Raw genomic sequence first — 14601 nt, 5'->3', positions numbered from 1 at the left:
TAGGCTACTGCCTTAGGCTGGGATTATCACTCATAATCCTAGCCTATTTTTATGTAAACAAAAAAGATGCAAGACTGGAAAGCCTTTGCATCTTTTTGTGTTCTATTCTTTGACAGGTTGATCAGCAGTCAATTCTACTTCTTCCCATTCAGTGCCAGAACCTAGGGTAATATCATAATGCTTAACCCGGTTGTTAATTGAAACAAGGGTATGACGGTAGAGCGTTGGGATAACAGGCGCTTCGTCGATGACGTATTTTTGCCAATCATCATAGGCTTTCTTACGGGCTGCATCTTCGAAGGCAGCATCAGAGTTAATAGCTGCTAGAAGTTTATCGTTCTCTTCCGTTGCCCAACGCATAGAGTTGAACTGGTTGTCGCGACCAAATTGAGTAGATGGGTTTGGATCGCCCCCTACCCCCATGGCAGCTTGGAAGACATCAATGTCTGCATCCTTATCTAGGAGATCGTAGAAGGTGTTGAACTCAAGCAAACGACCTTCATAGAGTTCAACGTTTACCCCAATTTGTTTCCAAGCATCAACATAGTATTGTGCAATTGGTTCAGCTACATCAGAACCTGACATAGAAGCAAAGGTCAGCTTGAAGCTCTTACCGTTAGGATCTTCTACGAAACCATCGCCATCTTTGTCGACAAAGCCGGCATCTGCCAAGATCTGTTTGGCCTTCTCTGGTTGGTAGGTATAACCTTCGATACTACCATCATTGTAGCTTGCAAACATGGATGGAATTGGAGAGTTAGCCCGCACCCGTAAGCCTTCGTAGAAACGTTGGCCAATGGCGTCATTGTCAATCGCATAAGCCATGGCTTGACGGAGCGCTTTATTGGATACTGGCTTACTGTCATCTGGTTGTACTTGCTCTTTTTCCTTATTCCAAGTCCCAACGTGGAAACCAATGTAGCTGTAGACGTTTGTCAGACGACCTAAGGTCTTGAAGTTGCTTGCATCCTTATAGGTGTTGTAGGCATCCTCTGGTAATGACGCATAGTCATAGTTACCTGCCTTCATTTCTGATACAGCAGTTGAGGCGTTAACTACATCGACTTGTAGGCCTGCTAATTTAGGCTTGCCTTTGTAGTAGTTGTCATTCCGTTCGAAGACAACGGACTCGCCAGGGGTGATGGATTTAACTTTGAAAGGCCCAAAGCCGACTGGATTAGTCCGAACTTGTTCGCTATCTTCAAGTTCCTTGATTGGTGTTTTCTCTAAGATGTGCTTAGGTTCGACGTAGGAGGATACCCCACCACCTGCTTGGAGCATGGAAGCTGAGAATTCCTTGTAGCTAATCTCTAAGGTATAATCATCTACCTTCTTAAGACCAGAGATGGTGTCAGATTTACCATCATGGTATTCTTCCATCCCGACGACGTTCTTGAAGTCAGAACCATAACGGATACCGGTATAGTCCTTGTGCCCTACTACGTAGTAAGGGTAGATGACGTCTTCAATGGTGAGGGGCTGGCCATCTGTCCAGGTCACGCCTTCCGGAATCTTGATAGTGACTTTCTTGTTAGCTTGGTCAAAGGTCAACTTAGCCAAACCAGAATCGTCAATCTTATAGTCGCCATCAGAACCGTAGAGGCCTGGGTTGAAGAATTCAGTAATTCTCATGTCATTAGACTTCTCAGCATAGAGGCTGCTGAGTGCACCAGAGAAGGGATCCCCAACTAAGGCATATTTGAATACTCCACCATCAATCGCAGTTCCTTCGTTAGTCACTGATAATGGTAGATTGGCGCCTTCAGCCACGGCAATAGCTGAAGGCCACATAATGGCGCTGACTGATAAGGCCGTGGCCATGAGGGCAAGATTTTTTCTAAAGGTTTTGTTCATGTTTTTCTCCTCCAAACATAGGTATCATTTTATGATTGAGTTTACTATACTCCTATTCCTATGAAAAAGCAATAGTTTTTTCACCGTTTTTTAATTTACGTATCATCTTTTTCTTTTGAAAGCCATCAAATGGCCATTTTCACTACTATTTTTACCCTGTCAAAAGAAGAAAGGCTGGGAAGATCCCAGCCTTTTCGTTTACTTATTCTTTTATTGGTGAATCTGCTGTTAACTCTACTTGGTTCCAGTCGAAGTCAACCCCTGGAGTTGCATCATAGTGCTTAATCCGGTTGTTAAAGGATGTTAACTGGTACCGATAGAGGGTTGGCACCATTGGGACTTCATCCATGATGAAGTCTTGCCATTTCTTGAAGGCTTCCTTACGGTAATCCGCGTCAAAGGAAGCATCAGAGCGGATGTCTTTGAGTAAGCTATCATTTTGATCACTAGCATAACGCATATAGTTGAATTGGGCGTTACGACCAAACATAAAGGCTGGGTTTGGATCCCCACCGAAGCCCATGGCTGCTGAGAAGACATCAATGTCTGCATCTGTCCCTAAAAGATCATAGAAGGAGTTAAACTCATGCAAACGGCCTTCATAGAGTTCGACGTTAATGCCGACTTGCTTCCAAGCATCTACATAATATTGGGCAATTGGCTCAGCCACATCAGTCCCTGACATAGCCAAGTACTTGAGGCTAAATTGATTACCCTTAGGATCTTCTACAAAACCATCGCCATCCTTGTCCACAAAACCAGCATCGGCTAAGATTTGCTTAGCTTTCTCAGGTTGGTAGGTATAGCCTTCACGACTGCTATCCGCAATATCCTTGAAGGTTGGTGGAATTGGTGAGTTAGCTTGCCAACGTAAACCTTCATAGAAACGCTGACCAATTGCGCCATTGTCCACAGCATACCCCATGGCCTGACGAAGGCTCTTATTATTAATAACCTTACTTTCATCTACTTCAACTTCTTGCTTATCAGCATTCCATTTACCTAAATGGAAACCTAGGTATTGAACTGTATTCTCTACTTGGCCAATAGTCTTAAAGTTAGTAGCATCCTTATAGGTGCTGTAAGAATCAGCAGGTAGACTGGCTATGTCATAGTTACCAGCCTTCATCTCAGAAACAGCAGTTGATGCGTTAACCACATCCATTTGAACTGTGTCAATCTTAGGCTTGCCCTTGTAGTAGTATTCATTGGCTTCTAAAATAACCGATTCGCCTGGCGTAATGGACTTAACTTTGAAAGGCCCAAAACCAACTGGTTTCTTACGCACCACATCACTGTCCACTTGTTCCTTAATTGGAATATTCTCATAGGCATGCTTAGGAACCATATAGTTACTTACCCCGCCCCAAGCTTGCAACATGGAGTTAGAGAATTCCTTATAGGTGACTTCTAAGGTATAGTCATCTACCTTCTTCAAACCAGAGATGGTATCAGTGGTACCCGCGTGGTACTCTTCCATCCCTACGACATTTTGGAAGTCAGAACCGTAACGGACACCGGTATAGTCCTTATGACCGATGACATAGTAAGGATAGATAACATCCTCAATAGTCACTGGCTCGCCATCATCCCATTTGGTTCCTTGCGGGATGGTGATGGTTACCTTCTTGTTATCTTTGTCGAACTTAATCTTACCAAAGCCAGAGTCGTCTAACTTATAGTTGGCGTCGTTCCCGAACAAGTTAGGTGAGAACATGCCGACAATTTCATAGTCCTTGCCGTTATCGGAGTAGAGCGGAGATAAGACACCTGAGAATGGATCCCCAACCATGGCATACTTGAGGGTCCCACCTGAAATCGGTGTCCCTTCATTATCGATTACTGTAGATAAATTAGCATCTTGGGCCTGAGCACTAGCCCAAGGGGCCAACACGCCAACTACAGACAATCCCGCTACCAATGCAGTCAAGGACTTGCTAATACAACTTTTCATAAGATTTCCTCCTTCATATTGGCTTAGTCATTACGATTAAGGATACTATACCCGATAAATAAGAAAATAGCAAGAGGTTTCTTCATTGTTTTCTCATCTTCAACTTATCATATCCTCATATTAAACCTTTGATGAATCCCTTCATAAAAGATATGGTAACGATTTCCAAAAGAGACTAAATGTTCTTCTATTTTTTGTGGTGAGAAGTCGTCTCTCACTTAGCTAGACAAAACAAGAAAGGCTGGGATATTCCCAGCCTTTTCGTTCACTTATTCTTTGATTGGTTCATCTGCTGTTAATTCTACTTGGTTCCAGTCGAAGTCAGCCCCTGGAGTTGCATCATAGTGCTTAATCCGGTTGTTGAATGTCGTTAACTGGTAACTGTAGAGCGTTGGCACCATTGGCACTTCATCCATGATGAAATCTTGCCATTTCTTGAAGGCTTCCTTACGGTAATCCGCATCAAAGGAAGCATCAGAGCGGATGTCCTTGAGCAAGCTATCATTCTGTTCACTAGCGTAACGCATAAAGTTGAATTGGGCGTTACGGCCAAACATAAAGGCAGGGTTTGGATCCCCACCAAAGCCCATAGAGGCTGAGAAGACATCAATGTCCGCATCCGTCCCTAAGAGATCATAGAAGGAGTTAAACTCATGCAAGCGACCTTCATAGAGTTCGACATTAATGCCGACTTGCTTCCAAGAATCTACATAATATTGGGCGATTGGCTCAGCCACATCAGTCCCTGACATAGCCAAGTACTTGAGGCTAAATTGATTACCCTTAGGATCTTCTACAAAACCATCGCCATCCTTGTCCACAAAACCAGCATCGGCTAAGATTTGCTTAGCTTTCTCAGGTTGGTAGGTATAGCCTTCACGACTGCTATCCGCAATATCCTTAAAAGTTGGCGGAATTGGCGAGTTGGCTTGCCAACGTAATCCTTCATAGAAACGCTGACCGATTGCGCCATTGTCTACAGCATAGCCCATGGCTTGTCGCAGACTCTTGTTATTGACAATCTTACTTTCATCTACTTCAACTTCTTGCTTATCAGCATTCCATTTACCTAAGTGGAAACCAAGATATTGAACTCTATTCTCTACTTGTCCAATAGTCTTGAAGTTAGTAGCATCCTTATAGGTACTGTAAGAATCAGCAGGTAGACTAGCTATGTCATAGTTGCCGGCCTTCATCTCGGAGACAGCGGTTGAAGAGTTGACTACATCCATTTGAACTGTGTCAATCTTAGGCTTGCCCTTGTAGTAGTATTCATTGGCTTCTAAGATGACAGATTCACCTGGCGTAATGGACTTAACCTTGAAAGGTCCAAAACCAACCGGATTCTTACGCATAAGGTCACTGTCTGCTTGTTCCTTAATTGGAATATTCTCATAGGCATGTTTAGGAATCAGATAGTTACTTACCCCACCCCAAGCTTGTAGCATAGAGTTGGAGAATTTCTTATAAGTCACTTCTAAGGTATAATCATCAACCTTCTTCAAACCTGAAATAGTATCGGTTGTACCTGCGTGATATTCTTCCATCCCCACGACATTTTGGAAGTCAGAACCATAACGGACACCCGTATAGTCCTTATGACCGATGACGTAGTAAGGATAGATAACATCCTCAATAGTGATTGGCTCACCATCATCCCATTTAGTTCCTTGCGGAATGGTGATGGTTACCTTCTTGTTATCCTTGTCGAACTTGATTTTACCAAAGCCAGAGTCATCTAACTTATAGTTGGCGTCATTCCCAAACAAGTTAGGAGAAAACATCGAAACAATTTCATAGTCCTTGCCGTTATCAGAGTAGAGTGGAGATAGAACACCTGAGAATGGATCCCCAACCATGGCATACTTGAGGGTCCCACCTGAAATCGGTGTCCCTTCATTATCGATTACTGTAGATAAATTAGCATCTTGAGCTTGAGCACTTGCCCAAGGGTCCAGCATGCCGACCACAGATAATCCTGCTACCAATGCAGTCAAGGACTTGCTAATACAACTTTTCATAAGATTTCCTCCTTCATATTGGCTTAGACAATACGATTAAGGATACTATAACTGATAACTGAGAAAATAGCAAGAGATTTCTTCATCGTTCTCTCATCTTCGGCTTATCATATACTCATATTAAACCTTAACTAAATCCCTTGATAAAGGATATGGTAACGATTTCTGAACCAATCAATTCTTTCGGTATTTTTCTTGTTAAAATCCCCTCTTAACTTGCTCAGATGCAAAAGAGACTAGGACAAATGTCCTAGTCTCTTTTCATTAATCTGAATTATTTAACTGGTTGATCAGCAGTTAATTCAACTTCAGAAAGGTCAAATGTTGAACCCACTTTGAAGTCATAGTGTTTCACACGGTTGTTAACTGACACTAACTCTTGACGGAAGAGAGTTGGAACAACAGGTGCTTCTTCAGTGAAGTATTTTTGCCAGTCAGTGAAGGCTTTCTTACGGAATGCTTCGTCGAAGGATTCCGTAGAACCTAAAGCATCCAAGAGCTTGTCGTTCTCTTCAGTCGCCCAACGAGTGTAGTTGAAGGCTGCCTTACGACCAAACAAGTTAATTGGGTTTGGATCCCCACCTACCCCGAAGGCTGCTTGATAGACATCGACATCGCCATCTTTTTTGAGCAAGTCGTAGAAGGCGTTGAATTCCATGAGGTGACCGTCTACAAGCTCAACGTTAATCCCTACTTGTTTCCAAGAGTCGATGTAGTATTGAGCGATTGGTTCAGCCGTTGCGCCCCCTTGCATAGAAGCAAATTTAAGGGTGAAGCTCTTACCGTTTGGATCTTCTACGAAACCGTCACCGTCTTTGTCAACGAACCCAGCATCTGCAAGGATCTGTTTAGATTTTTCTGGTTGGTAGGTGTAACCTTCGATAGAACCATCATTGTAGCCCTTAAAGACAGGAGGAATAGTGGTATTAGCACGTGTACGTAAACCGTTGTAGAACTTCTCACCAATTGCATCGTTGTCAACAGCGTAACCCATAGCTTGACGGAGAGCTTTATTAGAGACAACGCGACTTGGGTCGTACTCAACTTCCTTCTTATCAGCGTTCCATTTACCCATCTTGAAACCGATGTAGCTCATAGCGTTTTGCCAGTGACCTAAGGTCTTGAAGTTAGTTGCGTCCGCATAAGTTGGGTATTCATCAGAAGTCAACTTAGCGATATCGTAGTTCCCCGCCTTCATTTCTGAAACAGCAGTTGAAGGGTTGACTACATCTAATTGCATACCATCTACTTTTGGCTTGCCTTTGTAGTAGTATTCGTTGGCTTCGAAAGTAACAGATTCCCCTGGTGTAACCGATTTAACACGGAAAGGCCCGTTCCCTACTGGGTTCTTACGAACTGCATCTGAATCTTCTTGTTCAGCAACTGGAATTTTCTCAAGAACGTGCTTAGGTGCAATATATTGAGAAACACCGCCCCCTGCTTGTAACATACCAGCTGGGAATTCCTTGTAGGATACTTCTAAGGTCCAGTCATCAACACGCTTAAGACCTGAGATTTCTTCAGCTTTACCTTCATGGTATTCTGCCATCCCTACAACGTTCTCAAAGTCATCGCCATAACGAATACCAGTGTAGTCTTTGTGACCTACAACATAGTAAGGATAGATAACGTCATCGATAGTTAATGGCTCGCCATCATCCCATTTAGTGTTTTCAGGGATTTTGATGGTTACTTTCTTGTTGTCCTTATCAAAGGTCAACTTAGCAAAACCATCATTAGTGATGACAAAGTTCTCATCAAAACTGTATAAACCAGTTGTAAAGTTCTCAACAACATCGCCATCTGGACCTGTTTCATAATAGAGTTGGCTTAAGACACCCGCAAATGGGTCCCCTACTAAGGCAACTTTCAAAGTTCCACCTGAAATTGGTGTGCCTTCGTTATCTACCACTTCTGGTAAATTAACGCCTTCAGCGTGAGCCAAGGTTGGCGCAAAAGCACCAGCTACAGTAAAAGCAGCAGCTACTAAAGCTAAGCTCTTCTTCATAGACTTCTTCATATTGTACCCCCAATGGATATTATTTTATATGCTCCTATTCTACCCTTTTTGCTAGGGAATAGCAAGCGTTTTATTATAATTTTCTCACTTTATATTCATGTTTTTGTAGGGAAAAATTTATTTAGGTCAAATCTGACTATATTTGGCCTGAGAAAGTGGATTTTGGTAGACAAATCATCCTTAAATACATGCAAGGCTCTTAGTCTTCGTGTCCCTACTCATCAATATAAACTGGACGCAAGTTATTGGATCGGCCAAAAGGCAACACTTCAAATTGCTTAACCTTTGGCTTAAGTAAGTAGGCTGCACTGGCTTGATAGATTGGGGCGACCACGCCATCTTCTTTGACTAAGATTTTTTCTGCCTCAATTAAGGTTTCGCGGCGCTTGGCAGGATCTTTGCATAGTCATTGCGTGCTAATTCGACTAACTTATCAAATTCAGGATTAGCATATTTGGCGAAGTTAGTCCCGCCACCTGTCTTGTACTGTTCAATAAAGTTAACCGCATCCTGATATTCAGGCGTCCAAGTCCCATAGAAAATATCATAGTCCAATTTACGTTGAATTTCCAAGCGGTTCTTAAGTGGCACTGAAAGGACGCTCAACTTGAGACCTGGTAAATTCTTTTCCAACTCTTCCTTGAGAAATTCTGCTGTTCGTTTGGAGAGGCCAACATCTGACGTTAAGAGTTGTAATTCAATCGTCTCTTGGCCAAGTTCTTCCTTAGCTTTAGCCCAATCAGCTTGTGCTGCTTGGACATCGTAAGTCAACATTGGTCCGGCCTGCTCTTGGTAATCTTCACCAGACTCATTGACATCGAAGGCTTTAGGCACTAAATTGTTAAGTGGTTGAGAGCCATCCTGAATAACGGAATCAGCGTAGACTTGCTTATCAAATGCCTGGGCAATAGCTCGACGGAGAGCCGCATTGCCTGTTGTCGGACGAGTCGTATTGAAACTAAGGTAACCGATTGTCGCTTTGGGAATACTGTGGAAGTCTGGTGCACCTGAGTATTCTTGGACAAATTGGTCGGATAAGGTCGTGAAGTCCAACTGATTACTATCAAATAAATCTGCTCCAGTCGAATTCTCCTTAATGACTTGTTGATGCACCTGAGTCAGATAAACATGACTGGCATCCCAGTATTGAGGATTTTTAACTAAGTCCCACTCTAGGTTGGTCCCATTCCATCCTTGAATCGTAAAGGGCCCATTAGTTACCACATTCTCTGCTGTGGTCCCATAGCTATCCCCTTTTTCTTGGAAGAAGGTTTTGTTAATCGGCATATAGCGTGAACCTGTTAGAATCTTAGCTAGGGCCGGCACGGGATATTCAAGGGTTAGTTCCAGGGTTTTGTCATCAATAGCCTTGACCCCTAATTCTTCGACAGGCTTGTCACCATTACGGATAGCTGCCCCATTCTTAAGAATTTCAATCGAAGTCACGCTAGTCCCAGCTTGACGATCCGCTAGGCGACGGAAGGCCAACTCAAAGTCTTGTGCCTTGACCGGATCACCATTGGACCAATAAATATCATCGCGTAGAGTGAAGGTGTGGGTTAGGCCATCCTCACTGACCTTAACGGAAGCTGCCTGCCCCAGTTCTACTTCTTGCGCATTCTTAATTCGATAGAGACCTTCAAAAACTTGTCCAATGACATCCATGCTGGCGATATCTGAATAGAGGCCTGAATCCAAGGTGGCCAACTCAGACGGGGCTGGAATACTTAATTTCTGTTCAATGGCAGGATTAAGGCTTACTTCTTGCGCTGATATCGTGGCCTGCTGAGCTGTTAAGAGCGTGCTGGCCGTAAGTCCTAGAGCTAGTAAGAAACGAAAAATAGTCTTGATTCTAGTCATAAGTCAACCTCCTTAGGGCTAAAAGATATGTTAGGGACTAGTTTAAGACTTTTATTATTGATAGTCAAAGACGCTTTTACTATAATCTACTATAGCGAAAGACTATATCACATTATGATGTCACTCTTCCTTTCTTAGATCAAAAACATAACAATAAGCACAAAAAAAACTGAGCCCTAAGGCTCAGTTTATCTATTAACCTAAACGTTGACGGGCATCCGTTGAACGTTGCAAGGCTTGACCAATATAGTTAATGCAGAGCATTAAGACGAGAATGAAGAGCGCGGCTGGCAGCCATACCCATTGCTTGTTCTCGATAATGTCAGCGGTCTTAGCGGCCCCAATTAAGGTCCCTAGTGACGGTGTCCCAATTGGCAAACCGAAACCTAGGTATGAGAGCCCAGTTTCCAAACCAATATTACCAGCCATAACTAGGACTAATTGGGTAATGATGATAGAAGAAATGTTAGGTAGCAATTCCTTGAACATAATCTTCCAATCATGTGTCCCCATGGTCTTAGAGGCACTAATATAATCTTTAGACGCTTCACTTAAGGTTCGTGTTCTAAAGAGACGAGCAAAACCAGTCCAGCCAATGATAATGAAAGTTAGGCAGAGCCCATAAATATTACTTACTTTGAAGATGGTGTTCAAAGTGATAATCATAATGAAGCCCGGAATAATCATGAAGAAGTCGACAATGCGCATCACCCAGTTATCAACACGTCCACCGTAGTAACCAGAAATCACCCCAATTACTAGACCGATAATCATGGTAGCGGCTGTTACAATCATGGCAATGCTGACAGAGTTACGCCCACCTAAAATTAACTGGGCTAGAACATCACGCCCACCTTCGTCAGCACCCAGTAAGTAGGTATGACCCGTATCGGTCACTGAACCTGGCGCCATGTAGCGATTGAAAATCTGAACTTTAGTAGCCGATTCTAAGTTGAGGAAGAATGGAGCTACATACAAGAAAAGGAGAATCAAAATAAAGACAATGAGTGATAGTAAGGCTAGCTTGTCCTTCATAAATTCACGTTTGATTACTTCAAAACCCATTGGTGGGAGAGACTGTGAATCTTTACTTTGATCTTTTTCTAAATCTTTGCTTTTATCTTTTGTCATGCTCTCTCACCTCCTAGTCTAAGCGTACCCGTGGATCCACGAATACCATAATAATATCAGACAAGAGCCCACCTAGTAGTGTCATAAAGCCATAGAAGAGAACCAAGGTCATCATGACACTATAGTCACGGCCTACTACAGAACTAAAGAAGAGTTGTCCCATCCCTTGATAGGTAAAGATTTGCTCCGTAATCATTGCCCCACTGAAAAGACCTGTAATGACATAACCAAAGAAGGCAGCGATTGGCAGTAAAGCATTTCGCAAAATGTGCTTGTTATAGATAACACGCTCAGGTACCCCTTTGGCACGGGCAGTCCGAACATAGTCGTCCGACTTAGCATCTACAATTCCTGACCGTAACCACTGTATAGTAGAAGTCGTACTTAAAATCCCTAAAGTGATAGCTGGTAGAAGCATATGATAAATTCGTGATAATAAGTAATCCAATGTACCCGGTTGTAAACCAGATGCTACTGTACCACGGGTTGGGAACCAACCTAAGGTATAGCCAAAGAGCCACAAGAACATCAAGGCCAATACGAAGATTGGGATTGAATAAGTAAAGAAGTTATAGAAGTTAACGGCTCTTTCGAAGAAACTTCCGTTATAACGACCTGATAAAATCCCTAAAGGTAGAGCAATTGCATAGGTGATAATCGTTGTCAGAAGTGATAACCAGACCGTAGGCCAAATCCGCTCCCCAATAATGGATAGAGTTGGTTGCTTGTGGGCAAAGGAACGACCAAAGTCACCTTGGAGCATACCACCCATCCAGTTAATATAGCGTTCCCAAACCGGTTTATTCAAGCCTAATTTTTCCCGCATGGCTTCAATTTGCTCAGCCGAAATTTTAGGGTCAATCAAGCCTGTCAAGGCATCCCCTGGCATTAATTCTGCTAAGAAGAAGACTAAGACGCTGAGTGCCAAAAGTTGTGGGATCATTAATAAGAATCGTCTAAATATCGCTTTCCACATTTTAGAGCTCGCCTCCTTTGTCAGATTCTACCGTTCTGAGGGCTGCAGAGTGAGTCTCAGAAACTGGTTTAAGATCGTAAACGCGACCGTTCTCATCATAATAAAGTGACGCATTCTCACGGTATTCCTTCTCAACCCGTAAACGATTGAGCTTGTTTTGCTCACGATTATTAGGGTTCATTTCTGGAATAGCCGACAAGAGGCGACGAGTATAGATATGACGAGGATTATCATAGATATCATCACGTGTCCCGTACTCAGTGAAGCGACCACGGTACATAATGGCAATTTCATCACACATATGCTTAACGACACCTAAGTCGTGCGAAACGAAGAGATAACTTACATTATATTCTTCTTGAATCTGCTTCATGAAGTTAAGAACTTGGGCTTGAACAGATAAGTCTAAGGCCGAAACTGGCTCATCGGCAATGACTAATTTAGGGTTGAGGGCCACAGCACGTGCTACCCCAATCCGCTGACGTTGACCACCAGAAAACTCATGTGGGTACTTGTAGAGTGCTTCTTCCGATAACCCTACGATATCTAAGAGCTCCAGCTTGCGCTTTTTCTCTTCATCAGGCGTTAAGCTGAGGAAGTTCCGCATTGGCTCCCCTAAGATGTCGGTAATCCGACGTTTAGGGTTGAAGCTAGAGAGGGAATCTTGGAAGATCATTTGCACGTTGTGACGGTAGTTAGAACGGCGATGACGTGCTGCTTTAGAGACTTCTTCACCCTCATAGTAAATTTTCCCTGAGGTGATCTTCTCTAAACCAATGATGGCCTTCCCGATGGTAGACTTACCAGAACCTGATTCACCAACCAAGCCATAAGTCTTACCTTCTTCTAAGGTCAAGTTGACGCCGTCTACAGCATAGACATAATCGGTCACGCGGTTCAGGAAACCAGACCGAATAGGATAGTGGACTTTTAGGTCCTCAATGCGCATAAATTCAGCCATTAGTTCTCCTCCCCTTCAAAATGGAAATGTTTGTAACAAGTACAACGGACAAAGTGACCTGGTGATACTTCGTGTAAACCTGGGTTTTCTTCGTGGGCATCTTCCGCAATCCAAGGAATACGTGGTGCGAAACGACAGCCTGTCCGAATCATCTTAGTTAATGGTGGTACCGCCCCTTGAATAACGTGAAGCTTGTCAGAGCCACCTTCTAATTCACTGGTTTGCGGAATTGAACGCAAGAGTGAACGTGTATATGGATGCTGCGGATTGTTGAAGAGTTCTTCTACAGGTGCAATTTCAACGAATTGACCCGCATACATAACGGCTACGCGGTCAGCTGTCTCAGCTACGACCCCTAAGTCGTGAGTAATGAGGATAATCCCTGCTTCGGTCTCCTTCTGGATGTCGTTCATCAAGTCCAAGATTTGAGCTTGAATAGTTACGTCCAAAGCGGTAGTAGGCTCATCAGCAATAATAATGGGTGGCTTACATGCCAAGGCAATGGCGATGATAACCCGCTGACGCATCCCCCCAGATAATTCGTGTGGATACTGACGAGCAGTCCGCTCTGGGTTAACAATCCCTACTTGATCCAAGAGCTCTAAGACACGTTTTTGACGTTCTTCCTTGTTGAGTTTGGTGTGGTAGTAGAGGGCTTCATCAATTTGTGCTGCGATGGTCATCAATGGGTTGAGCGATGCCAATGGATCTTGGAAAATCATCCCAATATCGTTCCCACGGATTTTGTTATATTGATTCTCAGTATATTCTACTAAGTTATCGCCACGGTAGTTAATTTGGCCTTCAATCTTAGTATTGCGAGGATTATGCAAACCAATGATTGAAGTGGCAAGAGTTGACTTCCCACAGCCTGACTCCCCAACAATGGCTAATTTTTCATTCTTTGATAAGGTAAAGCTAACGCCGTCTACTGCATTGTAGAAGGTATCCTTAACGCGGAATCCAACGTGTAAGTCCTTTACATCTAGAATAACTTTTTCGTTATCCATTCTAGTTCCTCCATTCGTGATCATGTTTTATGTCTTCATCTAAGTAAAAAAAGTAGCACTGCATAGATAGAGCGTGCCGACTTCATCGTCTTTTCAGTTCTTAGGGAGTAAGCTGGTCGATATAAGTGACCACTTCGCCTACATTCTTAAGGGCTTCAATACGATTATCCTCAAATTGAACACTAAAGGTGTCCTCGAGCTCCATAATCAGTTCGAAGACGTCAATTGAGTCTGCACCGAGATCTTCAAAGGTCATCTCATTGGTGACCTTGTCTTCAGTTAAACCAAATCGTTCAACAATCAATCGCTGGACTGTTTGGAAAACTTCTTGGGTCTGGGGCATCCATACACCTCCGTTCAATATGACATAAAATCTACACTTCCTTATTTTACTAAGTTTTAAGCCAATTGTCCATGGTTTTAGCAGAGAAAATTATGAAATCTCTCATTCTTCTCATTTATCCCTCAAAACTTGCTTAGACTTTGCCCATGATTGCGACTAAGTAAGCGATATCTTCAAAATCATTCCTAATAAAGCTAAAAATTACCTTCTATCAGCCATTAGTCTTTCTAAAAAAGACCACTATAATAATCCTGTTTTTCAAGATAAATGGCCTATTATGGGTTAACCAGAAATAGGCTATACATATTGAAAAGCAAGATGGTGATGGTACGTTATAGGATTACCAATTTAACCTAAGCTGCCGATCATCTTTTCTTTTAATTTTTTTATTCCTCAATAATTTTTCAAGCTTTTTGATGTGCTCCCAACTTCTTTTGATATGCAAAAAGACCAGGCTAACAGGGCCTGGCC

General features: G+C 42.9%; 10 protein-coding genes. All 10 read right to left on the bottom strand.

Annotated elements, in window-relative coordinates; translation table 11 throughout:
• Nucleotides 1–102 precede the first annotated feature (102 nt).
• The 10 genes from HMPREF3093_RS02685 to acpP all read right to left on the bottom strand — a co-directional run bounded on the left by HMPREF3093_RS02685 (nucleotide 103) and on the right by acpP (nucleotide 14130).
• Entirely contained in the window at nucleotides 103–1854 is a 1752-nt protein-coding gene (locus HMPREF3093_RS02685; RefSeq protein WP_070755481.1) for an oligopeptide ABC transporter substrate-binding protein, read from the bottom strand.
• A 202-nt stretch (nucleotides 1855–2056) separates the two neighbouring features.
• Entirely contained in the window at nucleotides 2057–3808 is a 1752-nt protein-coding gene (locus HMPREF3093_RS02680) for an oligopeptide ABC transporter substrate-binding protein (protein ID WP_070755480.1), read from the bottom strand.
• A 269-nt stretch (nucleotides 3809–4077) separates the two neighbouring features.
• Entirely contained in the window at nucleotides 4078–5829 is a 1752-nt protein-coding gene (locus HMPREF3093_RS02675; protein WP_070755479.1) for an oligopeptide ABC transporter substrate-binding protein, read from the bottom strand.
• Between the two features lie 274 nt (nucleotides 5830–6103).
• Nucleotides 6104–7849, bottom strand: coding sequence for an oligopeptide ABC transporter substrate-binding protein (locus HMPREF3093_RS02670; protein ID WP_070755478.1), 1746 nt, complete (start codon nucleotides 7847–7849; stop codon nucleotides 6104–6106).
• A 369-nt stretch (nucleotides 7850–8218) separates the two neighbouring features.
• Nucleotides 8219–9709, bottom strand: a complete 1491-nt coding sequence (locus HMPREF3093_RS02665) for a peptide ABC transporter substrate-binding protein (protein ID WP_257244482.1) — start codon at nucleotides 9707–9709, stop codon at nucleotides 8219–8221.
• A 195-nt stretch (nucleotides 9710–9904) separates the two neighbouring features.
• Complete coding sequence (locus HMPREF3093_RS02660) at nucleotides 9905–10840, bottom strand: ABC transporter permease (RefSeq protein ID WP_070755477.1); 936 nt, start codon at nucleotides 10838–10840, stop codon at nucleotides 9905–9907.
• 13 nt (nucleotides 10841–10853) lie between these two features.
• Nucleotides 10854–11816 carry an oligopeptide ABC transporter permease gene (gene opp4B / locus HMPREF3093_RS02655; protein ID WP_070755476.1) on the bottom strand — a complete coding sequence of 321 codons (963 nt, stop codon included), beginning with the start codon at nucleotides 11814–11816 and terminating at the stop codon, nucleotides 10854–10856.
• Nucleotide 11817: 1 nt separating this feature from the next.
• Nucleotides 11818–12777, bottom strand: a complete 960-nt coding sequence (locus tag HMPREF3093_RS02650; protein ID WP_070755475.1) for an ATP-binding cassette domain-containing protein — start codon at nucleotides 12775–12777, stop codon at nucleotides 11818–11820.
• On the bottom strand, nucleotides 12777–13787 hold the full coding sequence (locus HMPREF3093_RS02645; protein WP_070755474.1) for an ABC transporter ATP-binding protein: 1011 nt from the start codon (nucleotides 13785–13787) through the stop codon (nucleotides 12777–12779). Before HMPREF3093_RS02645 ends, HMPREF3093_RS02650 begins: the two co-directional genes overlap by 1 nt.
• A 100-nt stretch (nucleotides 13788–13887) precedes the next feature.
• Nucleotides 13888–14130: an acyl carrier protein gene (gene acpP / locus HMPREF3093_RS02640; protein ID WP_070755473.1), complete on the bottom strand. Its 243-nt coding sequence runs from the start codon at nucleotides 14128–14130 to the stop codon at nucleotides 13888–13890.
• Between the last annotated feature and the right edge of the window lie 471 nt (nucleotides 14131–14601).

It is taken from the genome of Abiotrophia sp. HMSC24B09 (genome assembly GCF_001815865.1).
Taxonomy (GTDB): Bacteria; Bacillota; Bacilli; order Lactobacillales; family Aerococcaceae; genus Abiotrophia.
The sequence above is the reverse complement of the archived record's forward strand: the minus strand, read 5'-3'. Positions and strand labels throughout refer to the sequence as shown.